The sequence below is a fragment of the Mycobacterium kiyosense genome (assembly GCA_021654635.1).
Lineage (GTDB): Bacteria > Actinomycetota > Actinomycetes > Mycobacteriales > Mycobacteriaceae > Mycobacterium > Mycobacterium kiyosense.
Map to the genome: position 1 here is coordinate 2,374,906 of AP025179.1, position 25,633 is coordinate 2,400,538.

Here is a 25,633-nt window from a genome sequence, read left to right on the forward strand (position 1 = left end):
CGCGGCGCCAACAGCTATTCGGGGTCGGCGGGGTCGAGCAGCTGCACTTCTTCCAGGTCCATCGCCGCCTGCACCTCACGCAACACGATGTCGTCGATCAAGTTCTGGTTGCGCAACGCGGTGACGGCCTGACGTTGGCGGTCCAATACGGCCAACCGCACCTTGCGGGCCAGGGCGGAGCGTTCGGCCAAGTGGTTGGCGCAGTCGTCGTCGGGGTCGGCCAGCACGATCGCGGCCCGCTCCTCGTACTCCATGCTGAGCCGCTTGAACAGTTCGGGGCCGACCCCCAGCTCCGCGGCGATCTGCGGCAGTGCCTCGCGGGCGGTTTCGACGCTGCGGGTGCGGGCCAGCTGCAATTCGTCGGCTTGGGCGACGTCCTCGGGCAGCCGGGCCCACCGCACTACGGCGGGCAGCGTGCTGCCCTGCACCAGCACGGTGACCAGGATGACGACGACCACCACGTAGATCAGCAGGTTGCGGTCCGGGAACGGGGCGCCCTGGTGCACGGTCAACGGGACCGCCAGTGCGGCGGCCAGCGACACCGCCCCGCGGAAGCCGGCCCAGCTGGCTGGTGACGCAGCGTTGCCGGAACGGGACGTGCCGTTGGGGGCCGCTTCGCCAGCGCGTCGGTGATGCGGCCCAACACCGTGGAGAACTCCACCCAGGCGATCCGCGTCGCCACCACCACCCCGGTGACGGCCAGCGCCAGGTAGGTGGCGCGCGGCAGGCCGCCGCTGTCGACGTCGGTGATGTGGCGGATTGCGCCGGGGATCTGCACGCCGACGAACACCCACAGCGAGCCGTTGATCAGGAACGTGGTGATGTCCCAGAACGCGTAGGACTGCAGCCGCGACCGCGCCCGGATCACCCTCGGCCCGGTGTAGGTGAGCACCAGCGCCGACACCAGCACCGCGACCACACCGCTGCAATCCAGCGACTGGGCGAGCAGGAACGCCGCGAACGGGGTCAGCAGGCTCAGCGCCCCCTCCTCGAGCGGCTCGTCGATGCGCCGGCGCAGCAGCGTGACCAGCCCGCCGACCAGCAGCCCGGCCACGATCCCACCGAGGTAGGACAGCACGAACCGGACGACCAGCGCGGCGGGCCCGACCTCGCGAGCGCCCTCGGCGACCGCCACGGTCACCGCGAACAGCACCAGTGCGGTGCCGTCGTTGATCAGACTCTCGCCGCGCAGCACGGTCAGCGCGCGCCGCGGCAGCCGTTTGGCCAGGCCGGCGACGGCGGCCGCGTCGGTGGGCGACAGCACCGCACCCAGCACGGCGGCGGTGTGCGGCTCCATGCCCAGCGCGCGGGCCGTCCACGAGACGGCGAAGGCGGTCGCGATCACCAGGCCGATGCTGGACATGATGATGATGCGCAGGTTGGTGCGCATTTCCCGGAAGCTGGTGTTCAGGCTCTCCCAGTACAGGATCGCCGGCAGGAACAGCAACAGGACGATCTCGCCGTCGATCTCGACGTTGCCGAAACGCGGGATCAGCCCAAGCAGCGTGCCCAGCACGATCAGCAGGACGGGCGGACCTACCCGATAGCGCCGCCCGAGGAGCGTTCCGACGACCACGGTGGTGACCAGCGTGACGATGACGACGAGGCCGAACACCAGCCCATCGTGCCGCACGCCAGCGGCCACCGCCCGCCCGGAGGGCGCTCGGCGCGCCCGCTAGCTGCAGTCGCAGCAATCCCCGCAGTCGCAGCAGCACGAGTCGCCCTCGCCGCAGCAGGAGTCGCAGCAGCAGTCACATTCGCAGTCGCAGCAACACGCGTCGGTGCAGTTGCTCCACCAGGTTTCCTTGCGCTGTTGCTCGGGTGGCAGCTGGCCGGGCGGAATCTCGCCGGGCGGAAAGTTCCCAAACGGCTCGTTGCCGAAGTTGATCCCCTCCTGCTCCCCATGCGGCGACCCGTGGGGGTAATTGGCGTTGCGGCTGGGCTGACCGAAGGTGCGTGTGACGGCGCGGCGCAGCTCCTTGGTCAGCAGCCGGCGGGGTAGCCGCCCGTCGGTGAAGTCGACCTCGGCCAGAGCCAGTTCGATGCCCAGCACCGCGTCGTCACACAGCGCCCGGACTTCAGGCAGCGACGTTGCGGTCGCGGCCAACGGGTTCCACTTTCCCCGGACCAGGTCGTCGCGGTAGTCCTCGACCGCGTCGAGCAGATGCGCCACCCGCCCGAACAGCTGCCCGACCTCACGCAGCGGCGCCTCGTTGGCCGGGCGTCCGGCCAGCACCGCGGTGTGGGCGAACGCGGCGGCCACCGCGGTCTCGGTCGGCTCGGTCACGGCCAGCAGTGAGCTGCCCGTTCCGGCCGTCGCCTCGAGCTCGACCTGCCGGTCCATCGCGGCCACCAGCACGTCGGCGTCGAAACCCAGCGTGTGGCCGGTGTCGGTGCCGCGACGCACCCAGCGTTCGGCAATGCGACGCGCCGCGGGCCGGATGGCCGCCGCGCCGACCAGTCCGTCGCGGTCGTCGACGTGGTCGCGCACCTTGGCCGCGGCCAGCGCCAACGACACCACCGCGGCCAGCTTCACGCATTCACCGGTCGCCACGTCCGCGCGCCTCATGCCACGCAGCGGGCACGGCCCGGCGGTGCGGCGGCCCGGCTTCGCCGCGGACTGCGCTTCGACGAGCAGCGAGACGATCAGGCCGTCGTAATTGGTGGCGATCCGGGCGGCCTGACCGTAGTCGTCGCGCAGCGCCAGGCACAGGCCGCACAGTTGGGCCCGCCAGGCCGCGGAGAGTTCGCTGCCGAGCCGGTGACGGCAGGGCCGAATGATGCCAAACACGGACTGAAGCTACCCGACCAACTGGGCTTTTGCGCGCAGAACGCGGTGTCGGTAGCCGAGCCAGCAGAACTTTACTGCGATCCGCGGCGCCGAAAGCCTTAGCCGTCTCGCGTTCGCGGCATAGGGTCGATGCTGTGCAGACCCGACTCCTGGCGCTGGCCGCCGCGCTGCTGATGCTGGCGGCGTTGTTCGAGCCCGAGCAAGTCGTCGACCAAGACCATCGAGGTCTCCATCGACGACGTGTTGCAGCAGAACGTCATCACCCGCGACGGCACGCTGGCCGTCGGCGACACGCTCAAGCTGTCGCTGGGCGCCAACCACAGCACCCCGTACCGCTGGACCGCCGACCCGAAGATCGCCGACGGTACCATCCTGCGGCAGGCCAGCCACGAGTACTTCCACGGCGACACCGGCCGGGTGGGCTCGCCCGGCACCGAGGTGTGGACGTTTACCGCGTTACGGTCGGGCAAGACGACGATCGTCGCCAGCTATGGCCCGATCGTCGGTGACGCCGCGCCGTCGTGCACGTTCACCGCAAACGTGACAGTCCAATAGGTCCGACAGGGGAGACGCCGATGACGACCGTCGATTTCCACTTCGACCCGATGTGCCCGTTCGCCTATCAGACTTCGCTGTGGATCCGCGAGGTCCGCGCGCAACTGGGCATCACGATCGACTGGCGGTTCTTCAGCCTGGAGGAGGTCAACCGGGTCGAGGGCAAGAAGCACCCGTGGCAGCGCGACTGGTCCTACGGCTGGTCGCTGATGCGGATCGGCGCGTTGCTGCGCCGCACCGACATGGACCTGCTCGACCGCTGGTACGGCGCGATCGGTCACGAGCTGCACACGCTCGGCGGCAAACCGCACGATCCCTTGGTGGCGCGCGGACTGTTGGCCTCGATCGGCGTGGACGAGTCGACTCTGGATGCGGCACTTGCCGATTCGACCACCCACGACGACGTGCGTGCCGAGCACCAGCGAGTCGTCGAGGCGGGCGGCTTCGGGGTGCCGACGCTATTTCTCAACGGGCAGTGCCTGTTTGGTCCGGTGCTGGTGGACCCGCCGTCGGGTGCCGACGCCGTGAAGTTGTGGAATGTGGTCACCGGCATGGCGGAACTGCCGCACGTCTACGAGCTGCAGCGGCCCAAGTCGGCCGCGGACGCCGAGTTGATCGGCCGCAGCCTGAGACCGTATCTGGACGGTCGCGACTGGGTGAGCATCAACCGCGGTGAGGTTGTCGACGTCGAGCGGTTGGCTGGCGGGGCTTCCTGACGTCCTGACCTGGGTCGGCGCCGGATTGTGTTGTTTCGCACGTTACGCGTGCGGATCTTTTGGGCACACTGGGAGGCGATTATCGTTCCAGCGAAAGGATTTCCGTTTTGTCCTCACCGGATCACCGCTCACGTGCCGGAACCCAGTTCGGGCCGTACGAACTGCGCTCGCTGATCGGCGAGGGCGCAGCGGGCGAGGTCTACGAGGCATACGACACCCGCAAGGACCAGGCGGTGGCGGTCAAGCTGTTGCCCACCGAGTTCGCCGCGAATCCGCGCTTCCAGCAACGGTTGTCCCGGGTGGCGGCGCTGCGCGATCCGCACGTCTTGCCGGTGTACCACTTCGGTGAGATCTCCGGCGTGCCTTACCTGGACACCCGTCTGATCGATGGCGGCACGCTGCGGGACTTGCTGCGTGAGCAGGGCACGCTGGAACCGCCACGCGCGGCGCGCATTGTCGCGCAGGTGGCTGCCGCGCTGGACGCTGCGCATGCCCTGGGTTTGGTGCACGGTGACGTCCGGCCGGAGAACGTGTTGCTCACCTCGGAGGACTTCGCCTATCTCGACTTTGCTGTTGATCCGGCCGGATCCCCGGTGTATCTGGCACCGGAACGCTTGGGCGGCGGCCGAATTGGGCCCCCGAGTGACATCTATTCGCTGACGTGCGTGCTGTACGAGTGCCTCACCGGCAGGCCGCCGTTCGAGGACGACGACGAGCGGGAGGTGCTCAACGCACACATGTTCGGGGCGCCGCCACGGCCCAGCATCATGGGCCGGGCGATCAACCGCGAGTTCGACGGCATCATTGCCCAGGGGATGGCCAAACAGCCTGCGGCACGGTTTGTTTGCGCCGCCGAGTTGGCCAGCGCCGCCGGGGAGGCCGCGCTGTGGGACCAGCCGGCGCTGGTCAGCGGGCCGCCGCTGAGTGAGCCCCGGCTGAGCCCGCCGCCGAGTGAGCCGCCCAAGACGCGGCCGTTCGAGGTGGTGCGGGAGCCCTCGCGGAGGCCGCCGACGGTGAGCCGGGTCGTGCTGAGCGGGGTGACGGCCGTGCTGTTCGTCGTCGCCGTGACATTGGCGGGGGTGCTGGCTTTCACCAACCACCGGCACGCGCCGACCACCGTCGCATCGGCGCCCTCGGCGGCGCCGCCGGTGACATCGACACCTTCAGCGCCGTTCCTGTCGCACCCGGTGCAGGGCGCCGACGCCCTGGGATTCATCGGGCATTCGGCGCGCTGCGATCCTGGGAACCCGCCCGCCGCGGTGGTGCGCACGGCCAAGTCGCTGGCGGTGGTGTGCCAAACCAGCGCCGGCTATTACTACCGCGGTGAACGGATTCGGGACGGCGCCAACATCGAGATCTCCAACGCGGTGCGGTCGGCGGGGGGATTCGACGTGACCAATCCGGCCAACGGTGTCCGCTACGAGGTGCGCCCGAATCAGCTGACCATCCTTAGCGGCCGGCACGTCGACTCGGCTGAGCCGGTGTTGCAGTACGCGTCGGCAGCCTGACTTGGAGTACGGCGACAGTAGCGCCCTGGCCGGCTGAGGGAGCCGAAAATCATCCCTCGCCGAACACCACTCCCGGGTTGAGGATTCCGGCCGGGTCGAAGCTTTCCTTGATGCGACGGAGCAACGCGACCTTGGCCGGGTCTTCGAGTTCGGCGAAATACGCCGCCTTGGCCCGGCCGAGCCCATGCTCGCCGGAGATCGCGCCACCCAATTCCATTGCCAGCGCGAAGATATCGGTCATCAGTTTCTTGCGGGCCACCGGATCCTTGCACAACACCGCCAGATGCACGTTGCCGTCGCCGGCGTGCCCACAACCGGCCACCCCGCCGCCGGCCGAGGTGGCCATCTCCCGCACGGCGGCAAGGAATTGCGGCATCGCGGCGCGCGGTACCACGGTGTCGACGATGTCGTCGGCGCCGATCGCCTTCGCCGTCCAGAACGCTTTTTCGCGCGCCTCGATAAGTTTGCGCGCGGCACCGCCTTCCAGCACATAGCAGTCGACCGCGCCCAACTCGGCGAGCAGCTCGGCGACCTGCTCGACATCTTCGTCTAGGCGACCTTCATTCCGATTCTCCAGAGCCACAACAAGATACGCCTGACAGCTGTCGCTGACCTGTTCGGGGATGCCCAGCTCCAGGTGCTGGGTGTAGACGATCGCGGCCATCGTCATGTTGTCGACGTATTCCAGGATGTAGGGGGAAAGACCCTGCGCCAGCACGGCCGGCACCGCCGTCATCACCTGGTCGAAGTCGGCGAACGGCGCCAGCACGGTGGCGCTGTGCTCCAGCCGCGGATACAGCTTGACGATCACCTCGGTGGCCAGCGCCAGCGTCCCCTCGGAGCCGACGATCAATTGCGTCAGGTCGTAGCCCGTCGAGACCTTGGCGATCCGACCGCCGGTGCGGATGATCTCGCCCGTCGGCAACACCGCCTGCAACCCGAGGATGTTGTGCCGGGCCACCCCGTACTTGACCGCCTGCATCCCGCCGGCGTTGGTGCCGACGTTTCCGCCCACGCTGGACGACAGCTCACCCGGGTGCACCATGTAGCGCAGCCCGTGCGGGTCGGTCGCGGCGTCGAGTTCGGTCAGCGTCACGCCGGGCTGCACGACGGCGACCTGGTTGGTGGTGTCGACCTCCAGCACGGCGTTCATCCGTTCGAACGAGATCAGCAGCCCGCCGGGCTGCGGCCGGGCCGCACCCGACAGTCCGGATCCCGATCCGCGCGCGGTCACTGGAATGCCGTGCTCCCCGGCGGCCACCAACAACGCCGCCACTTCCTCCGCACTGGCGGGCTTGGCGACGTAGGCCGGCTTGACCGGCGCCAGCGTCAACTCCTCGTCGTGTGCGTAGTCGTCGGGAATCGCGTCGCCGGTCACCAGGTGGTGCTCTCCGACGATATGCGCCAGCCGCGCCGCTATGTCGCTCACAGCGACTCAATCTATCTTCGTCCCGCCAAGTTGGGACTTCCGACTCTCACCCGTGGGCGTACCGCGGCGAATAGTGAAAATTATGGAGCGTTTGTCAGCATTGGACGCAGCTTTCCTCGAAGTCGAAGACTCCGATCCGCACGTGAGCCTGGCGATCGGCGGCGTGTCGATCATGGAAGGGCCCGCACCGGGTTTCGACGAGTTCGTCGCCGCCTTCAGCGAACGGGTGCAGAACATTCCCCGTTGCACCCAGATGCTGCACCGGCATTCGCTCGACATCGGATCCCCGGAATGGGTGGAGGACCCGCACTTCGACATCAGCCGGCACCTGCACCACCGGGCGGTGCTGGCGCCCGGCGGGGATGCCGAGCTGTTCGAGTTGGTCGCCGCCATCATGGAACGCCGGCTGGACCGGGAACGCCCGCTGTGGGACTGCTTCGTCATCGAAGGGCTCAGCGACGGGCGCTGGGCGGTGCTGACCAAGCTGCATCACTGCATCGCCGACGGCATTGCCACCACCCAGATGCTGGCGCAATTCAGCGACGACGGCGGTGGCGAATCATTCGCCACCCACATCCACGCCGCCACCGAACCCGAGCAGCGCTGGCGCCTGACGATGAATCTCAATCCGCTGAGCTGGGCCCGCAGCGCCGTCAGCGCCGGCCGCGCCGTCGAGCACGCGGCGTGGGGTGCCGCCGGACTGACCGCCAGCCTGTTCAGCCCGGCGCCGTCCACGTCGTTGAGCGGGCCGGTCACCAAAATGCGGCGTTACGCCGTCGCGCGGGTGAAGCTGGCCGATCTGCACGAGGTCGCCGACGCCTTCGACGTGACACTCAACGACGTCGCGCTGGCCGCGATCACGTCCAGTTACCGGCGCCTGCTGCTCGAGCGCGGAGAGAAGCCCAGCCGCAACTCGCTGCGCACACTGGTCCCGGTGTCGGTGCGTGGGATGAACCACTTCAACATGACCGACAACCAGGTCTCGGCGATGCTGCCGCTGCTGCCCGTCGACGAGGACGACCCGGTCACCCAGCTGGAGCTGGTGCACGACCGGCTTACCGCGGCCAAGGGCAGCGGGCAGCGCGAGGGTGGCAACGCGGTCATCTCGCTGGCCAAGAACGTGCCGTTTGTGTTGTCCGCGTGGATGGTTCGGTTGCTGAGCCGGCTGCCGCAGCGGGCGGTGGTGGCGCTGGCGACGAATGTGCCGGGCCCGAGGACCGAACAGAAGCTGCTGGGCCGTCGGGTGCTGGAGATGCTGCCGATCCCGCCGATCGCGCTGAACCTGCGCACCGGTGTCGCGATGGTCAGTTACGCCGATAGCTTCATCTTCGGCATCACCGGCGACTACGAGAACGCACCCGATGTGACGGCGCTGGCCTCGGGAATCGAGCAGGGGGTGGCGCGGCTGGTCGAGATCACCCACGCCCTGCGGGTCAAGCGGCGCACCAAGCCCCGCGCCGCGGTGTGAAGGTGACCGGCAGCTTGGCCAGCCCCGGTCATGCGCGGGTTGCTCAGGTGGTAGTCGACGCCTTATTCGTCGACTACCCTGCCGCGCCGTGCGCTGCCTGAGGCCGCGGCGCGTGGGCGTACTGGGCTATCTTTGCACTAATACGCTCTGGGCCGATCGGAATCGCTCGGGCTCGCTCGGGTCTGTTCGGGTTCGCTCGGCTCGGCTCGGGGGCCGCTCGGAAAAGTAGGTGGGTGACATCAAGGACTGGGCGGCAGGGGCCACCATCGGCGGCGTGGCGATCCCGGACAAGCCGGACCTGACCCGGATGCGCCGGGAGCGGTTCGCGCGGCTGCAGACCGAGATGGCGACGCAGGGTCTGGACGGCCTGGTGTTGGTGACGTCGAGTGCGGTGACGTATGCGACCGGGGTCGCGATGCCGGCGATGGACGGCGACCGGGCGGCGTTGTTCCGTGCGGTGGCGATCGTGGTGCGCGGTGAGGCGATGGTGCACCTGTACTCGATGGTCGCCGACGCGGTGCCGCTGGGCGTGCATCTGCATCCGCCGCTGTTCCCGGATCTGGACGACGGTATCTCGGAGTTCGCGTCGGAGTTGTCGGAGCATTTCAAGAAGGGTGCGCGGGTGGGGATTGACCACTTCTCGCACCCGATGATCCGTGGTTTGCAGGGTGTTTCGTGCGCGGACGCGTCCGGGGTGATGGGTGCGGTGAAGTTGCTCAAGACGGTGGATGAGGTTGCCTGCATCCGGCAGGTGCAGCTGCTCAACGAGCTGGCGATGGAAGATGCGTTGCGGGCCTTGCGGGTTGGGGTGCGCCAGACCGACCTGAGTGCGGTGTTTCTGCGGCGGGTGTTCGAGCTCGGGGCGTCGGCGGGCGGGATCGACCCGATCTGGCAGGTGATGGCACCTTCGCAGGCCGCGGGACCGTGGACCTCACACGGCGATCTGGCTTATCCGACGGTCACCACGGATCGATTTTTGCGGTACGGCGACGTGGTGTGGGTGGATGCCGGGATCATGTGGGAGGGGTACGCCTCGGATTACGGACGCACCTGGTTGGTGGGCCGGGGGCCGAATGCCGTGGAGCGTAAGCAGTTTCGCCGATGGCGGACGGTGGTCGACGCGTGCCTGGACATCTTGGCGCCCGGGGTGACCGGTGCGGAGCTCACGCGCAAGGCCGTGGAGACCAACGGCGGGGTGCGGCCCTGGATGACGCATTTCTATCTGGCGCACGGGGTGGGTGTCGACAGTGCCGAGATGCCGCTGATCGGGACCGACCTCGGTGATGATTTCGATGCGCAGCTGGTGATGCAGCCGGGGACGGTGCTGGTGCTGGAGCCGGTGATCTGGGACGACGGTGAGGGCGGGTATCGCGCCGAAGACATTGTGGCGGTGACCGATCGGGGCTGGGTCAAGCTGAGCGGGTCTAATTACGATCCTTTCGGGAGCTTCTCGTGAGTCCGGCGCCGCGTGATCCCGGGGTGCGGATCGGGACGATGAGCCTCGAGGACGGGGCTCGGGTCGACTTCAGCTGGCTGCGCGGGGAGCGGCGGCTGAAAGTGTTGTCCGGCATGGACACCCAGGGTCTGGATGCGCTGATCCTGGGTGGTGCGGGCAATGTGCACTACGTGTCGGGGGCGCGGCTGTTGGGGCGGGCCGGGGTCTTGCCGTTCGGGCCGTATGCGGTGGTGGTGCGCTCGTCCGGGCGCGTGCACCTGCTGTCGACGTGGGACGAGGGCGTGCCGCCGGAGATCGACCGCGAGGATCTGTATCCGCTGAGTTGGAACCCGATGAATTTGATGGCCTCGCTGGCGGCCGTGCCCGGGCTGCGGGAGGCACGCCGGATCGGGACCGACGGGATGACGCCGTCCTTCGCGTTGCTGGCCGCGTCGTTGGGTGTGTCGGAATTCGTGGACGCCGGGCCGGTTCTGGATGTGGCGCGGCGGGTGAAGACGGCCGAGGAGATCACGTGTCTGACTGTGGCGGCCGCGATTTCGGAGTCGGCATTGAGTGTCATGGAGTCGGCGTTGCAGCCCGGGGTCACCGAGCGGGAGCTGCTGGCGGTGTACTACTCGACGGTGGCGGGGCTGGGCGTGCCGGTGGCGCCTACTGAAAGTGTTTGTTTTGCAACGCCGTTGCGGGGGTCGGTGCCGTTTCGGCATGTGCCTCGGTCTCGGGCTGTTCGCGAGGGGGAGCTGGTGGTGTTGGCGCCCTCTGCTTTATATGCCGGATATGAGGCGGGGCTGGCGTGTACGCGGATGGTGGGGGGATCCCGGTCGGTGCGCTCGACCGCGCTGGCTGGGCGGTGCGCGGCGGGGATGGATGCGCTGGTGGCGGCGTGCCGGCCGGGGGCTTTAGGTGCGGATCTGTATAAGGCTTGGGAGCGTTTGGGTTTCGGGGCGGCGTCGGTGCTGTTGGCGCACGGACTTGGGCTGGGGGCGGAGCCGCCGGTGATCGGGTTGGGGCGCGGGCTTGGGGCAGTGCTGGAGGAGGGGATGGTGTTGAGCGTGCAGTCCTGGGTTGTTCAGGCCGGCGTCGGGGGGTGCCTGGAGCGGGCGACGGTGCTGGTTTCCGCTGGCGGGGCTGAGGTGCTGTCGCGGTATGGGAGGTTGTGATTTGTATGTTGTTTCGGGGGTTGACGGCGGTGATGCGTTCCGTCAACAACCAGCAGCCCCTCGTCCTCTTCTTTCAGCCGATCTCTTGGCGGTCTTCAGCCGCGCATCGAGAAAATCTGCGACCGATGGGTTCGCCACAATCTGCTTCTCGCCGTCGGCCGCTCGGCGCGCCCAGTGATGATTGGACCGTTCGAACACCACAGTGTGCCTTGGGTCCGTGCCGATCAACATTCTGCGCGTTAACAAGATTCGGCCGTTATCGCGAGCTTCACTGCGCGTAGGCGGGCGAGACGACATACATGCTGGGCAAAGCCACAGATTTCTGTACGGTTCGCGAATGCAACGCTTGCAGATCGGGACTGCGCAGCAATCGCATAGCACGACCTTATCGACGCACAGCGCACAGGTTACGTCGCTGCAGTAACTGCATTCTGTGATTTCCAGCCCGAAATGTCCCTCGCGATCGATGAATCCGGAGTCCAGCAGAGCACCTGTGCCGAAGTCGCTGCGGCGGCCTTCGACCTCGCCGGGGGCGAGCTTGCTCTCGTAAAGCCAAGTTTGGCCACTAATCATCGTCGCCAATTGTTGGATATGAGCTCCAATGTCGAGACGCGTCCAGTCGGATACAGGGACGTGCAGTTGCTGCAGCTCGGCGCGGAATGCATTGGGGAGCGCACGTAGCTTAGGAATGCGAGTGATGTCCGATATCCCCCAGGCAGACAAAGCGCCGGCGCTGGCATCACCTGTGGCGCGCGGCGCCGTCTTCAGAACTCCGAGTGGCTTCACGCTAAGAGAAATCTTGGCTGCGTTTGCCACCGTCGAAATTCTGATTTCCGCGGGATCAGTGAATATGCCGATCTGGTCAGCGTCGCCAAGGGCAATCGACCGTGACAGTGCGGTGGAGGCGGGAGCGTCTGGGGACGCGACGATCGCGTACCACTCGGTGTGATCGATCGTGCGAATGCCAAGAGCGGCAAGCGATGCCATGGTCACAATCACGGCGTCGGTATCACCAAGCGCTGCATGCGCTCTAACTACCGGGACGGGTTCCCATTCATCCGCAATCCACTCAAATGTACTGCCGGGAAGTGCCCAGGTTGCTAGACCTTGACGCTCGGAAGATCCTTCGAAGGTAGCGCTATAGATGCCTGCAGACGTGACTGCCAATGAATATCCGAAGCGATCCCATCTCGCGACCAGCGGAAAGATTTTGGGCCTTCGCATGCCGTTAAAGATTGCGCCGACCGGCTGAGGCACAGTGTGCGCAGGCTCCGGCAATTGTCCGAGCGGAGGGAACTCGTCGGCAAGGATTGCGCAGAGTTCTCCATCGGGAGTCTTGAATGACTTTGGACTGCAGCCCGAAACTTCGAGCTCCTCGACTGACCACCCCGGCCTGAAGGATCGTTCCGACTGAATATCTAAGTAAGATTCAGCGATGGGTTGTTCCGGTCGAAGTGGAGTGACTATAGGTGCGATCTGAACTCCGAACAGCGCACTTGCGGCGAGGCGCAGTCGATAGCTGGCGTCAATGTTGTTCCTGCCGTAAGCAATCCAGCTGTCGATGGATCCGTTGCGTACGATTGCCTTCTCGAAGACTTCTCCCCTGTTGACGAGGACCACAAGGGCGTCACTGTCTTTGCCGATGAGGGCGCGGGCGCCGCGAGCTACCAGGTCCTTTGGTAGGTTGGCCAATTCGTTGTCCGTAGCCGGACGTAGTTCGTCGCATGCGCCACAAATGTCTCCGCGACGGCAGAACGCGCACATGACGCGTTGGCACCTGGCGCAAGGGACAACAGAAGGATCACGTCCACAGTCTGAGCAGGCGTGATCACCGCACAGCACGCAGATGCTCGGCGGTGCTGTGTGCTCAGACGATAAGCATCGTCGGCAAACGGATGCTGAGCAGCTGAGGCATGGCATGGTCGCTAAATGTTCGACACCGTCACAGGCCCGGCACGCCCAGGTTTGGCACGCGTCGCAGAATGCAGCCGTGCCTACCTCATAGAAGTGTCCATCTCGGCACACGCCGAAATCCATTGAGGGGGGGTCCCGCTGTCGCTCAATACAGGGGGGATGCGGCTCGCCGTTGAATGTTCGGTACGAATGAACCGCAGTGCCGTGTCCGCGCCATCGCTCGACGACTTCGAACCCGTTGAGCACCACTGCGGTGAAAGACCGCACGGCATGCTTCTGTAATGCCCGGCCCAACGAGGGAAGAAGTGGTGAAAACGCTTGAGCGGCAGTGATATCGAGAGACAATCCTAGCTTCTTGAGTGAGGCAACATCGGCTGGCATCAATACCGTGGTCGAATCGGGTTCGGCCAGGACCGAGATTGGCTCGATTTTTCGGCTGGCGAGTTGGCACTCTGACGGAGACGGGAAGTGACCAGTGATATTCAAGGCTTCGTCGGCTCGCTTTGCGAGGCGCCCCCCCGGGCATGCCTAGTGATTGGAGGCGGTCAAAGCACGCAAGTTGTAGCGCAAGCGACCGTGCGTCGGGGCAAGAGTGCCATTGAGCAGGGGGGATCAGAGTCAATTTGCCCTTCCACATATGTGGATACAACTACCGCATCATTCCGGCGTTGCAGAGCGACGAGCGCATCACTTATCACCACCTCGGCAAGCACGTCGCTATCAAGAGAGGGTTCGCGCCAAACAAGGTGAGCTTCTTGCCGATTGTTCAGTATCATTCCGCCACCGTCTGCAACCGTGACTGTCTCTCTGACTACTCGGTCGGCCTCCAAGTAGATGTCGACGAATTTGGAGCGGCGAGTGACTATGACTGCCGGTGGTGGTGGTGGGGGGACTTCAGTGCGGAGTTTTCGGAGAAACGAATTCGCATTAAACTCCCGCTCGGAGGACACTCTTACTTCGGGGTGGTGTGGCAGCTCGTTCAGTGCCGCGGGTTCGATGGACGTGGAGTGCGCCGGAATAACCGCATACTCAACGGACACCGCCGCCGCCGTTGCCAGTCGCGTGCGCGAGGGATCTCCCACATCGGAGCGCTCGGTATAATCGCGCAAAACCAATCCCGCATCGAGTGTGAGACCATTTGCTGCTGCGTATGAACGCATTTGGGCCCGATAGTGGTCATTCGCATCCTCGTCACGAACAAGATTTATCGGCTGCGATCCGTTGCGATGCAATGTCGCAACTCGTTCGCCGACCAGCAAAACAGCTCCGGCGTTAATCCGCCAAGCTATCGCTGACTCGTCATCTAATTCGGGAGCACGTTGCGCAGCGGCACAGTTCCGGCACAACCCGCCGCTCACTCGTCGGCAGCCGTTACAGCAAGTCAGGCTACAGAGAGGACATTCTTTGAAGAGTGCGTCATCGCCGCACGCGCTGCACAGATACTGATCGCAGGACTGGCAGTGGGCCGTCTCGGAAGCGTCCACCCAATGGGAATCTGAGCACAATGCCAGTACGCTAATACTTTCCGAGCTAGCATCACTAATCACTAGGGGTGCTTCCCGGCAGCTCTGGTCCCACTCATAAGTGAGCGTTCCCTCAGCGCCGTTCGGTCCCGACCAGCATTCCTCGACTAACCAGTCGTCCTCGTCGAGGACGACAGCGAGCAGCTTGGCCCGAGCACGAATGTCAGGGCGTCGGCTGAGTCGCTTCTCCTCGGAGCGTAACGCTCGTTCCAAACGGGCCCGGTCGTCGGGAGCAGCTTCGGCGATCTGCGCCGTGTAACCTTTACGGATCCTCTTGAACTCTGCTGCTTGAACGGCTTCGACTTGCTTAACCCTCTCGCCGCGTAGCGCTTCAAGCTGCCTTGCAGCGGCCTTCTCGAAGTCCACGATAATCTTGGCCGGGATATCGAACGCGGGTGGCAAAGTTTCTCCGTCTTGGAGGGGTCGGCGAGGCAACCGTCTTTCGTTGTGTCCGTTCACCTCTGCGGTGATGAGATGCTCCGTTGTCTCGGCCTCGCCGATCGTCGACCGGAACGTCGCCTGCCCGCTCCACGATCCCGACGGCACCAGCCGACGTCCTCGAAGGGTCATGGTGGGCGCATGCTCGAACGGGGTCGGGCCGATGTCATCTGGAATTACAGGGACGGTCGCATGCATGTCACCGCGCATACGTAACAGCCCAAGAAGTTCATCGAATACAGGGGAGCCGACAGCGCAGAGCTCGGCATCAGGATGTTGTTCGAGTCCAAGCCGGTCGAATGCCAGATGCAACAATGTTCGACCACCTAGCTCGTCTGTAAACTCCTCACCGAATTGCGCTGTGAGGAAGGCGCCTTCACCTGCGCCTGTGTCGTGTACCAGCTCGGCATCCAGGGCTTGCAGCACACTCCTTGTCCACTTCTGCACGCGCCGTTGTCGCCTTCGCGACCGCTCACTCACTTCAGGGGCAAGTTCGGTGGTGCCAGCCTTTGAAAGCCCCTTGCGATGCTCGAAAGCCGAATTCATCCAGCTGCTTAGGCCGCTGTCGGCGGCTATCAGAGTGGACGCGCTTTTGCGTGCCTGTTCCAACTCGGCACCGAGCTGGTTGAGGAGTCCTTCCATCTTGCTGTCGGTGTTTGCGAACAGCGCTTCTAGTACACGGGCTTCGAACGTCGCAGACTTGGCATCGTCCAGTTCACCGAGGATTGTGGTGACCTGTCCGAACAACAGCTCGAACATCCGCAGCTTTTCGGCTAATAGGCGATACACACTTTCGTCGATTGTGCGCTGTGCGTAGAGGTTCGCAATAAACACTTCATCTTTGGGCTGAGTTAACCGGTCGACACGTCCGATGCGCTGCTCGATCCGCATGGGATTCCAGGGCAGGTCAAAGTTCAGCACGCAGTTGCAGAACTGCAGGTTCTGTCCCTCTGCGCCGGCATCCGTGGAGATCATAATCGGTGCGTCTCCCGACCTGAAGGCAGCGATGGTGGTGGCGCGCTCGCCGGCCGACATGGCCCCATGAAACGAACGCGCCTTCAGTCCCTCGGCTTCCATGCGCCGGAGCAAACCGGTGACGGTGTCTGTGTGTTGGGTGAAGATGAGTACGCGACCGTGTTCACGGAGCCAATTACGCGTTATTTCAAGAGCTTTGTTTTCGCGCGCAGAGCCCACGATGTCCATCGCGAAATGGCCGACTTCGTTCAGGACGGAACGAACTCGTGCATCACGATGTCGTTCTGCCATCCGCAACGCGGATGTGCCCATCGAGAACGGGCTCGCAGTCAGCCGGAGCGCCAGACTGCGCCGACGCATGGCGTCACCCGGATCGCGCATGACATTGCGCAGCAGATCGGTGCTCAGTGTGTACAGCTCGCGCTCGCGCGGTCCGAGGTCGACTGGTACGTCCACGGCACGCCGCACCACCCGATCTACTCCGGCTTGCGCGCGCGTAGTTCGTATCATCGCGCTGCTTATCAGGCGACGAAGCGCCGCAGGATCATCTGGGGTGCGCGGGTCGTAAGAGCGCATGAACTGTCGTTTGAACTCATTGAGTGAGGTAAAGGTGCCAGGTCGAAGCAGCTCGATAAGACGGTAGAGCTCGAGCAAGTCGTTCTGCACGGGCGTGGCCGTTAGGAAAAAGGCGTACCTGCACGCCGTGGTAAGGGAGGTAATGAGGTCGCGAGTCTTACGCGCCCCCGCGCTCGCGGCGCGATGAGCTTCATCGATAATGACTATGTCCCAAGGCTTTTCCGTTAGCCTGTCGGCGACGTTGCGGCCCAGCGTCAGGCTTAAGATCAGTTTTTCCTGTTTCTGTACCTCAGATCCTCGGTATGCCACCTCGAAAGATATGTCGAATTTCTGCTGCATCTCCTCGCGCCATTGGTCGCGAAGGGGAGCCGGACACAGGATGAGGACACGCCTAGCCAGACCGCGCAGCGTGAGTTCCTTGATTGCCAGCCCAGCTTCGATTGTCTTGCCGAGACCAACTTCATCGGCTAGGACTGCACGCCCTCGAAGGCGCGACAATGCGTGGCGAGCCACAGCCTCCTGGTGTGGCATGCGGTCGACATTGGCGACATCGACGGCAAGAAGCTCCTCGAAATCATCGAGAGTCGCGAGTTCCTCGCCTTGAAGGCGGAGTTCCACAATCTCTAAAGGGTCGAATCCTGCCGCTTTCAGTTGATCGCCGAGGAGTGCACGGGCTTCCTTGAGAAATCCTATTGTTTGGTTTGCAGTCCAGTCATATTCAGTGTCCGCGTGGAACTGACGATCGACCGTGCGTCTACGAGCCGCTTTGGATCTGCTCGTTTTTGTGGTTAAAGTGTTTGGCTTGGTTTGGGTGATCCGGATAGGAGTTCCGGGCGGGAGCAACTCCAAACGGTATACGTCGTCCACTTTTCGAAGCCGGAGTAGCCCACCGTCTTGCCCGTAATCTTGCAGTCGCTCGATAAGAATGTCCCCTGTGAGCTGGCGACCCCGCCCACTCCATTGGGCGTGAAAGGCCTCTCCGTCGAGCTCCAGGACGACGGAGGAGCTGTGGGCTGGCAGGGTAAGCGCGACGGATTCACGCTCAGTCAGAGTAAGTTCGCCAGTCTCCAGCAGTTGATGAGTAATTCTTTTCTCAATCATTGTGTGACACCGCGATTCCTAGTGTTTGAGCCCCAGTCGAAGTCAGAGACAGGGTGTCGTAGGAACTTCGCGAGCTTTCGCGTTCGACGATGCGACGTTCTACAAGACCATCCGACAGCAGCTTGTTCAGTGCCTCGTGCCAGCGCTTCTCCCCATTTCGTACGTGACGCAAGGCGCCGAACTGAGGGCAACTGAGTACACCTGCACCGAGAGGGCGTCCTTCGCCCAAGGATTCCTTGCCAAGGACCGCAGCGCGTAGGCTCGCTTCGCCATAGGATCCGCGCCGGTACGACGAGGCCCAGGCGATGGCCTGAAGCACAGTGAGTTCAGCGTTCACCAGCAACTCGGGGTCGGGGACCAAGTGGTCGGCAAGGGTCGTCCATGGCGGTGACTCTTGACTGCAGCGGTCGCAGGGTGCGATGTTCCGGCTTGTGCAATCGGCGATCTGGTCTCCGAAGTGCGTTCCGATGACGACCCGTCGGCAATCCGACTGATTTGTGGCGTAGGCGATCATCGCTTTGAGGCGACGCTGCTGCCACAGCTTCCACCTGGCAGACTCTCGTTCCAGTGCGGGGCGGGATGCAACTCTAGCCAGCAGATGGACCCGGCGAAGCCGACGAGAACTCGAGAACGTCACGAGGCGGTCGAGGGACCAGTCAATCAGCTTTCGTTCTAACGTGTCTGGCTCATAACCACGCTGATCATAGAGCTGTTGGAAGTCCAGTTGAACGCGGACATTAGGGCGGGCTCGATTCGCCTTATAGAACAGTTCGCGGAACAGCCTTCTATCACTTTCTTCCGTTGGCTCTCGTGAACCGACTTCGACGGTGCCCCGCGCTGAACAATCGAGGCCCAGGCGCAGTGCGTTGACGCGTTCGAGTTGGGCTAAGTGGACGTTGATTTCGTCGTCACTGATGCCGAGCTTGTCGGCAACCTCGTCGATGTCAAATACCCTGCTCTCACCACGTTGCGGACATCGCCAAAGTTCGCTCAGCAGTTGTTGGGTGATGGCTGCGTCTGACTTCGATTCATGCCCATCGACCAAACTGCGTCGACGAGCAATATCAGCTCTCGTGTACAGCAGTAAGCACTCGCCGATGACATCGCGGGCTCGTGCCGCCCTCCCGGCCTCCTGCGCGTAGCCATCGAGTGAGTCCGGCAGGTCGTAGTGAACCACCCACGCAATATTGGGCTTGTTGATGCCCATGCCGAATGCTTTGGTAGCAACGATGATTCGGGTGGTGTCTGAGTCGAAGTCTTCCTGGACAGCGTCTCGCTGTTCGGGGACCATGCCTGCGTGGTACGCCCTCGCGGCGTGACCCGCCCGCCGTAGAACGGCTGCGACTTCCTCGGCGAGTGCACGTTTCGAGACATAAACGATGCCGGGATTGCTGCCCGACCACGTGACGAACCGCAGAAGTTCTCGAAGTCGGTCCCTCCCGTCGGCGCATTCGTGGACTCGGAACCGCAAATTAGGCCGGTCGCTGGGTTCGCGCACCGTGAGAGGATTGTGCATGTCCATGGCCGCTACGATGTCGACCTCCACCTCAGGAGTGGCCGTTGCAGTCAATCCAATACGTGATGGGCGTGTCTCGAAAGTCGCGACTGACGCCGGTACCTGCCGGAATTCGGGCCGAAAATCGTGACCCCATACCGAAACACAATGCGCCTCGTCCACTACGACTCCGTTGAGTTGCTGGCGTCCGAGCGCGCCACGCAGGACCGGATCACGGGCCAGTCGTTCAGGTGAGACATAGAGAAGACGAACCTGACCACTGGCGGTGTCACGGAGTATTTCTATCTGGACTACCCGTGAAGTGGAGCCGATGATTCCTTGCACCGGCCTGATACCTCGGCGGCCGCGCAGCTCATTGACTTGGTCTTTGATCAGCGCGACCAGCGGTGAGACGACGACAGTGGCCCGTGCTTGGGGGGCCAGCAAGGCCGGCAGTTGGAAGCAGACGGATTTGCCGAAGCCGGTTGGCAGAACGGCGAGAACATCGTTGCCTGCAGCGATCGCGCACATCACCTCCAGCTGCTTGGCGTGGAGATCAGTGATGCCAAATAGTTTCTCGGCAGCCTCGATGAATTTCGGCACAGGGTCCTCTCCCTCAACGAGGCGCAGGCTTTCCAACAGCTGACTGACGTCGTCGCGTCCGAACGAAATTGCCGCAGTCAGGTCAGGTGCAGCGCCAGTGACGAATTCGATCGCGCGCGTCCATGCGTCGTCGCGGTCGACCGCCTCGTGGATCGTAGGGTCGGGTAGTGAGCCGAGGAGGACGCGCTGTGCTTGTGTCGGTGAGTGCAGTCGGCGGTCGCACACAAGTGCGGCACCTCGGTCGGTTTCGGATCTGATCAGACGTCCGAATCCCTGAGTGAACTGCATCGCTGTCAGGGGGAGGACGTAGTCGAGGAAGGGGTCATCGCCCCGCTCGGCGATTGCGCGTTGGCGTGCGGATACCAGAGGATCATCCGGGTGTGGATATGGGGGCTTCTCGATGAAGAGATACGACAATGTTTCGCCCGGTGCGTCGAATCCTTCCCAATACGACTTTAACCCGTACAGCACTGTGCCCGGCTCGGCTTTGAACCGCTGTGCAATCTGGCTGCGTCCCTGCTCACCTTGGACGAGTAGTTCGACCCCCCCGTTCGGCAAGTTCGGCGGATTTGGTCCGAACGGCATCGGCCACCGCCTCCATGCGTACTCGCGCCGCGAAGAGTGTGAGGGTCTTTCCACCGGACAGCGACAGAAAACCGGTCTGGTCGGCGGCCATCTCCTCACAGAACTCACGTTCATTGACCGGTATCGGGATGGGCAGGTGGTTGGTCAGTATGACGACCGATTGCTGCTGATAATCGAACGGAGACGCGAGCCGAAGTGCACGAAACACGCCGTCAGCGGGTTGCGGGTCGATGCGGATACCCAATCTTGAGGCGATGTAGTCGAAGCGGCGCTCGACGGTCAACGTCGCCGAACAAAGCACCGTCGAATGCGTCCTGTCGACCACTGACTGTTGAAACGCGGGGAATACGTGAATCGGCAGCCGTTCGAAACTCCAAGCGGCGGAATCATCCTCGTCTGTGCTGAGCCGATAAACCCACAGGTGTCCGTCAGGTAGCGGCCCCAACGTGTAAAGGAGATTGATGGCGGCGTCGACTCGCTCCGAGTATCCATCAAGCCGTCGTTTGGCTGACGCGGCACCGGCCACTTGGTCCAGCGAGTGGCGAAGAGAAGTAATGGCTTTCGCGAATTGAATCAGGTTGTATCGAACCGAGGATGCGGCCTGCCGAAGTGCTCTGAACTCGGGGCGACTATCGACAAGTCCGGAACGGAGGACCGCCGTATCGGTCTTTCCGCCGTATTCATGTAGATATGTGTTGATTGCGGACGCAAGGTCGGCAGCGCTCAATCGGACGGCGCTGGAGCCCGTGGCAAGTTGTTGAATGGCATGGTCTGTTGACTGATCTCTACCAGTGCGGCAACGGATTTCACGAATCAGTTTCGACCGGGGAGATAGAGAGTTGACAAGGATCTCGAGCTCCACGGCATCGACTCGTTCTGTCCACGCAGCTGTCAAAGAGTTCCTCTAGAGCGTGAGCCTCGTCAAAGACCAGATCGGCGCGCCCCTCAGCGAGAACGTCGCCTGGAGCCTGACTTACCTTGACCCACGCTGCGATTAGTGCGTGGTTCACCGACACGACACCCGGGGATCCGCTGATGTCGTTGATCTGCTGGACGAGAGGACATACAGTGGCCCACTTGCAGTGGGAGCGTTCGCAGCCCGCGGCGGTGGTCCGTAACCGAGCACGTGTGCGCGCGTAACGGATGTCCGCGCGTCGAATGACGTCGTCGGTAACGTCATCCCAGGTGCCGTTGGGAGACTGGGCTATTGCCCGCATCGCGACGGCGATGCTGAACCCCGAGGCTTCCTGGTCCGGCAACACGTCCTCGAGCTCACGTGCGCAGACATAGTTGTTGACCCCTTGGAGCTGTCGGAATGGGGCGCTTAGCAGACCCTCTTTCTGCAGGGCCGCGGCCTCCTCTCGAAGCTGTCCCTGGAGCGCTCTTGTTGCGGTCGCGATTACGACCGGTTGTCGCGGTCTAGATGCCCGCCCGAGAGCCGGCAGAAGGTAAGCCAGTGATTTGCCCGTGCCAGTCGGTGCTTCGACAGCGAGTCTTCCGCCGCCGTCAAGCACCTCAGCTACCGCTTGGGCCATCTCCTGTTGACTCGGGCGGGGCCGGAGTCCGCGACGCTGTCGGAGCAGCGGAAAAGTGTCGCGAGTCCCTGACCACGCATCGGAGGATGGGGGGAGCGGTCGGGGTCAGCAGAGGGTCAAGAGGTCGAGTCAGTTGGGACAGGTCGGGTGCTGATTGGAGTCTCGGTAAAAGCAATGCCAAAGGATGATGGTGCGTTTCGAGGATCGCGACAGCTAGCTGCCAGCTAGCCTCAGCCATGTCGACTTCGTCAAGAAGTCTGGTGACGACCGCTGCCGTCGTCATGGCGTTGGATACGGCAAGGTGGGGTGCCTCATTAGTGACCCCATACCGCTGTGCGAGGTCGGCAAGCTGACGGTTCGGAAGCGAGATATCGACCAATAGCGAAAGGTCGATGCTGTCGGCGCTCTGGGGGGAATGGTGGGTATTGAAGTCCCTCGCGATCCGCAGCGCGCTTGAGGAACGGCAGGTCGAAGGCAAGCAGATTGTGGCCAATAAGCAAGTCCACGTCCTGTAACCGGGTAGTAAGGACGCGTACCGCATCGGCAAGCAGGAGTGCGTCTGCTGAGCTAGAGACGTTACCCGGGTGAGCAATTACGACGTCCAGGAGGATTGTGCCGTCGAGCCCCACGAGGGCTAGTTCGGTAATAAAGTCGGTAGTGCGATTTAGGCCGCTCGTTTCCAAATCCAGCACCGCGACTCGGTCGCGCGGAACCCGCACGGGTTGGGCGACATACCAGTCATCACTGGCTGCGTCATTGTCGTCTATGTCGACTGAGTGCGATTCGACGCCTCTAGGCTCTGCGCAGTGCAGGAGCCCCCCGGAAGTCACACCAAAGTGTTGCGGGAAGCGATCGGGCCATTGCTGAATCCGTTCAAGAGGCTGAGCGAAGCCCTCTTTGCGGAGCCGTTCACGAAGCTCGACCGCGGACAAAGGTCCGTGGTCGGCGAGTATTTGATGGGCTGCCTCGGCTGCCGGATGCAGTGTGCGCCGCGGTTCCGTCAATGCGGCTCCCGGCGCACCATGGGGTGCTTTCTCAAACGTGACACCCCATTACGTGGACTGAACCGTCAGCGATTCTTCGTTGCCCGGAAGGTATCCAGCCGTTGACGGCGACACTATGTCCAGCCACAGGGTATGACACCGGCTCGGCGGAGTTGTGGATCCGTGGTGCAACTGTAAGTCTGGCAGCCGCTGGGATTCGTAACGGTCTCAGTGTGTCGATCTTGGCTAGCGTTCTGGTTGGCTGCACACCTCTGAAGATGTTGAGCGCTACAGAGGCAAGAAAGCTTTCGCTGCCCACGTCGCAGAGTGTCTGGCCCAACTTGAATGATGTGTTGGGAGCGAGTCGCATGTTGGAAGAGGGCAGAGAGCAGGGTCGCTGCAGCTCAGTCTCGCTCCGGATCTGCTCGTCCTTCAATCTCGGAAACTCGCCATTGTTGACGAAGACCCTATTTAGGACACCGAAGTCCAAGGCTTCTATGACAGCTCCTTTCACTCTGGGTCGCACGTGCTGCGGGCGAACCTACTTTGGACCACCGACATATTTTGAAGATGTTCGCAGCGCTCCGTTGGGTGTTTGACGAAGGCTCTTGGTACGAGTTGGGAGCGTTCTTTGAATATCAGATGTGCCGACCTAAATTGCGGGACAACAAGACTGAGATGTGATAGTGGCCATCTGTCCGTATGCTGCATTGGCCGGTAACGACTCTGTTGTTCGCGAATTAATGTCACCTTCTCGTTGTTCAATCGTGCGATGGCGCCCACTGAATCGGTACGCTGCGATGCTTCTAAGGGGGTTACATGACCACCACCGAAACGCCACGCCTGAACAACGGCGCCGAACGCTGCATCTATCACACCCTGCTCGATCAGCTGCAGCCCGACGACCTAGTCGTCGCCAACCAGCGTGTCACCGACCATCTCAAAGACCACGAGGTCGACTTCGTGGTGGCCATCGAGGGCGCCGGCATCGCCTGCTTGGAGGTCAAGGGCGGTGAGGTGTGGCACGACGGTGACGGTTGGTGCCAATACCGCGGCGGCAAACAAGTGCGCATCGAACCGATCCGCCAAGCCCGCGAAGCCTGCTACGCGCTCAGAAACTACGTCGAGAGCGACCCTCGATGGACCCAGGGGCGGCTGCGCTGGGATCATTTCGTCGTCCTACCCAATACCGAGCTCCCGAAAGACTTTTCGCTGCCGGAGTGCCCGCGGTGGAAGATCTTCGACCGCACCGACCTACCCAGCCTCGCCCACCAGCTTCGCCACATCCTCATCCGCCAAGAGCTCGATCGGCCACTGCTCACCCAGGACGGGATCGGCCAGCTGACCACCGTGCTCATCGGCAGGGGACTGCCGCAGCGCGACGTCGTGGCCCGCGCCCTGGCTCACGAGGACGCCGCCGACACGCTCACCGGGCATCAGTCCGTCATCCTCGATGCCATCCGACTCATCAATCGTGTCGAGGTGCGCGGCGGTGCCGGCAGCGGCAAGACCTTCCTGGCCATCGAGCAGGCGCGCCGGCTCGCGCAACAAGGTCAGCGCGTCGCGCTGGTCTGCTACTCCCACGGCCTGGCGTCCTACCTCGAGCGCATCAGCGCCGCCTGGCCCCGCCGCCAGCAGCCGGCCTACGTCGGGGAGTTCCACGCCCTCGGCGTCCTGTGGGGTGCGCCCGAGGGGCCCGACGAATCGCTGCGCAACGAGCAGACCGTCCAGTTCTGGGAGCACGACCTGCCGCAGCAGATGGCTGATCTCGCAGCACAATTGGAGCCGGGCCACCGCTACGACTCGATCGTCGTCGACGAAGCCCAGGACTTCGCCGACGCGTGGTGGGACCCGCTGCTGGCCGCCCTGAAAGACGACGAGACGGGTGGGCTGTACGTCTTCAGCGACGAGGGTCAGCGGGTGTTCAACCGCCATGGCTCGCCGCCCGTTCCGCTGGTGCCGTTGATTCTCGACCACAACGTGCGCAACACCAGACAGATCGCCACCGCATTCCAGCCGCTGGTCGATCACCCGATGCGCTTCCTCGGCGGCGACGGACCTGCCGTGAAGTTCGTGGCCTGCACACGGGAGGACGCCCTGAACGCCGGCGACGACGAAGTCGAGCTACTCCTAGAGGAAGGATGGCGCCCCGAAGACGTCGCCCTGCTGACCACCGGCAGCCGACATCCCGAGCAAAAGGAACGCCAGGCTGCCGGCAACGCCGCCTACTGGGACAGCTTCTGGGATGCCGAGCAGGTGTTCTACGGCCACGTCCTGGGCTTCAAGGGCTTGGAGCGGCGAGCGGTGGTCCTCGTCGTCAACGAGGCTGCGGCGTTCGAGCGCTCCCGCGAACGGCTCTACGTGGGGCTGTCCCGCGCACGCGACCAACTCGTGGTCTGCGGCGACCCGGACTTCATCCGCGAAGTCGGTGGACCGGATCTCGCCCGCCGACTAGGTGTCCCATCCAGCTAGGGGGGTGCATAGTCGACGACATTTTGGATTTCGGTGCGCGCGCCTCACCCATAACTCTCAACTAGAGCTTTACCCTTTCGAACCATGACGGTCCGGGGGAGCTCGCTACTGCCAGAGCTCGAGATTTTGTCGGCGCTGGATTTCGACACCGAGATCCCATGCATCTGCCAGAAGTTCTGCGATGAAGCAGAGCACCGGGCGGACTGGTGGGTCACGCTGTCCTGCGGGTGCCGATACCCGTTCTGCAAGAAGGCGTTACAAATCTCCAAGATCCGGCTCAAGGTGCGACCACTGACGTGCCGGCTGTGTTCGGCGGAAGACATCACCATCAAGAGCGTCAAGCGTACGTAGCC

General features: G+C 63.6%; 16 protein-coding genes and 1 pseudogene. 8 read left to right on the forward strand and 9 right to left on the reverse strand.

Going from position 1 to position 25,633, the window contains the following annotated elements; all coding sequences use genetic code 11:
* Positions 1 to 14: 14 nt before the first annotated feature.
* The 3 genes and pseudogenes from L6444_RS30080 to L6444_RS30085 all read right to left on the reverse strand — a co-directional run bounded on the left by L6444_RS30080 (position 15) and on the right by L6444_RS30085 (position 3,012).
* Positions 15 to 1,615 (reverse strand): annotated as a pseudogene (locus tag L6444_RS30080) (Na+/H+ antiporter).
* Positions 1,616 to 1,675: 60 nt separating this feature from the next.
* Entirely contained in the window at positions 1,676 to 2,791 is a 1,116-nt protein-coding gene (locus L6444_RS11260; protein ID WP_236982604.1) for a DUF5685 family protein, read from the reverse strand.
* A gap of 98 nt (positions 2,792 to 2,889) precedes the next feature.
* On the reverse strand, positions 2,890 to 3,012 hold the full coding sequence (locus tag L6444_RS30085) for a hypothetical protein (protein WP_255731169.1): 123 nt from the start codon (positions 3,010 to 3,012) through the stop codon (positions 2,890 to 2,892).
* 19 nt (positions 3,013 to 3,031) lie between these two features.
* Between L6444_RS30085 and L6444_RS11265 the strand changes: the two genes are divergently transcribed.
* The 3 genes from L6444_RS11265 (at position 3,032) to L6444_RS11275 (ending at position 5,570) form a co-directional block, all read left to right on the forward strand.
* A complete protein-coding gene (locus tag L6444_RS11265) occupies positions 3,032 to 3,346 on the forward strand; it encodes a protease inhibitor I42 family protein (RefSeq protein ID WP_236982606.1) in 315 nt (104 codons plus the stop codon).
* A gap of 20 nt (positions 3,347 to 3,366) precedes the next feature.
* Positions 3,367 to 4,062, forward strand: a complete 696-nt coding sequence (locus L6444_RS11270; protein WP_236982608.1) for a mycothiol-dependent nitroreductase Rv2466c family protein — start codon at positions 3,367 to 3,369, stop codon at positions 4,060 to 4,062.
* Positions 4,063 to 4,169: 107 nt separating this feature from the next.
* Positions 4,170 to 5,570, forward strand: a complete 1,401-nt coding sequence (locus tag L6444_RS11275) for a serine/threonine-protein kinase (protein ID WP_236982610.1) — start codon at positions 4,170 to 4,172, stop codon at positions 5,568 to 5,570.
* Positions 5,571 to 5,619: 49 nt separating this feature from the next.
* Here the strand turns inward: L6444_RS11275 and L6444_RS11280 are convergent, their stop codons facing one another.
* Positions 5,620 to 6,999 (reverse strand): FAD-binding oxidoreductase, encoded by a 1,380-nt coding sequence (locus L6444_RS11280; RefSeq protein WP_236982612.1) that lies wholly within the window; start codon positions 6,997 to 6,999, stop codon positions 5,620 to 5,622.
* Positions 7,000 to 7,081: 82 nt separating this feature from the next.
* On the opposite strand from L6444_RS11280, the gene L6444_RS11285 reads away from it, so the two are divergent.
* From L6444_RS11285 to L6444_RS11295, 3 genes are all read left to right on the forward strand, one after another.
* Entirely contained in the window at positions 7,082 to 8,467 is a 1,386-nt protein-coding gene (locus L6444_RS11285; RefSeq protein WP_236982614.1) for a WS/DGAT/MGAT family O-acyltransferase, read from the forward strand.
* A gap of 229 nt (positions 8,468 to 8,696) precedes the next feature.
* On the forward strand, positions 8,697 to 9,923 hold the full coding sequence (locus L6444_RS11290) for a M24 family metallopeptidase (RefSeq protein WP_236982616.1): 1,227 nt from the start codon (positions 8,697 to 8,699) through the stop codon (positions 9,921 to 9,923).
* Positions 9,920 to 11,080, forward strand: coding sequence for a M24 family metallopeptidase (locus tag L6444_RS11295; protein WP_236982618.1), 1,161 nt, complete (start codon positions 9,920 to 9,922; stop codon positions 11,078 to 11,080). The genes L6444_RS11290 and L6444_RS11295 overlap by 4 nt, the downstream gene beginning before the upstream one ends.
* Before the next feature lie 42 nt (positions 11,081 to 11,122).
* Here the strand turns inward: L6444_RS11295 and L6444_RS11300 are convergent, their stop codons facing one another.
* The 5 genes from L6444_RS11300 to L6444_RS11320 all read right to left on the reverse strand — a co-directional run bounded on the left by L6444_RS11300 (position 11,123) and on the right by L6444_RS11320 (position 21,825).
* Complete coding sequence (locus L6444_RS11300; protein WP_236982620.1) at positions 11,123 to 12,772, reverse strand: FYVE zinc finger domain-containing protein; 1,650 nt, start codon at positions 12,770 to 12,772, stop codon at positions 11,123 to 11,125.
* 767 nt (positions 12,773 to 13,539) lie between these two features.
* Positions 13,540 to 17,607, reverse strand: a complete 4,068-nt coding sequence (locus L6444_RS11305; protein WP_236982622.1) for an SNF2-related protein — start codon at positions 17,605 to 17,607, stop codon at positions 13,540 to 13,542.
* Positions 17,600 to 20,290 carry a RecQ family ATP-dependent DNA helicase gene (locus tag L6444_RS11310; protein WP_236982624.1) on the reverse strand — a complete coding sequence of 897 codons (2,691 nt, stop codon included), beginning with the start codon at positions 20,288 to 20,290 and terminating at the stop codon, positions 17,600 to 17,602. The genes L6444_RS11305 and L6444_RS11310 overlap by 8 nt, the downstream gene beginning before the upstream one ends.
* On the reverse strand, positions 20,226 to 21,152 hold the full coding sequence (locus tag L6444_RS11315) for an ATP-dependent DNA helicase DinG (RefSeq protein ID WP_236982626.1): 927 nt from the start codon (positions 21,150 to 21,152) through the stop codon (positions 20,226 to 20,228). The genes L6444_RS11310 and L6444_RS11315 overlap by 65 nt, the downstream gene beginning before the upstream one ends.
* A complete protein-coding gene (locus tag L6444_RS11320; RefSeq protein ID WP_236982628.1) occupies positions 21,097 to 21,825 on the reverse strand; it encodes a DEAD/DEAH box helicase in 729 nt (242 codons plus the stop codon). The genes L6444_RS11315 and L6444_RS11320 overlap by 56 nt, the downstream gene beginning before the upstream one ends.
* A gap of 1,802 nt (positions 21,826 to 23,627) precedes the next feature.
* On the opposite strand from L6444_RS11320, the gene L6444_RS11325 reads away from it, so the two are divergent.
* Positions 23,628 to 25,280, forward strand: coding sequence for an NERD domain-containing protein (locus L6444_RS11325; protein WP_236982630.1), 1,653 nt, complete (start codon positions 23,628 to 23,630; stop codon positions 25,278 to 25,280).
* A gap of 84 nt (positions 25,281 to 25,364) precedes the next feature.
* Positions 25,365 to 25,631, forward strand: coding sequence for a hypothetical protein (locus L6444_RS11330; protein WP_236982632.1), 267 nt, complete (start codon positions 25,365 to 25,367; stop codon positions 25,629 to 25,631).
* The last annotated feature ends 2 nt before the right edge of the window (positions 25,632 to 25,633 follow it).

Bases quoted from the DNA above. Each gene is read 5' to 3' on its own strand.
- L6444_RS11305 (WP_236982622.1), bottom strand. From the start codon at position 17,607: ATGATTGAGAAAAGAATTACTCATCAACTGCTGGAGACTGGCGAACTT.
- L6444_RS11285 (WP_236982614.1), top strand. From the start codon at position 7,082: ATGGAGCGTTTGTCAGCATTGGACGCAGCTTTCCTCGAAGTCGAAGAC.
- L6444_RS11310 (WP_236982624.1), bottom strand. From the start codon at position 20,290: ATGCCGTTCGGACCAAATCCGCCGAACTTGCCGAACGGGGGGGTCGAA.
- L6444_RS11330 (WP_236982632.1), top strand. From the start codon at position 25,365: ATGACGGTCCGGGGGAGCTCGCTACTGCCAGAGCTCGAGATTTTGTCG.
- L6444_RS11320 (WP_236982628.1), bottom strand. From the start codon at position 21,825: ATGGCCCAAGCGGTAGCTGAGGTGCTTGACGGCGGCGGAAGACTCGCT.
- L6444_RS30085 (WP_255731169.1), bottom strand. From the start codon at position 3,012: ATGGTCTTGGTCGACGACTTGCTCGGGCTCGAACAACGCCGCCAGCAT.
- L6444_RS11270 (WP_236982608.1), top strand. From the start codon at position 3,367: ATGACGACCGTCGATTTCCACTTCGACCCGATGTGCCCGTTCGCCTAT.
- L6444_RS11325 (WP_236982630.1), top strand. From the start codon at position 23,628: ATGACCACCACCGAAACGCCACGCCTGAACAACGGCGCCGAACGCTGC.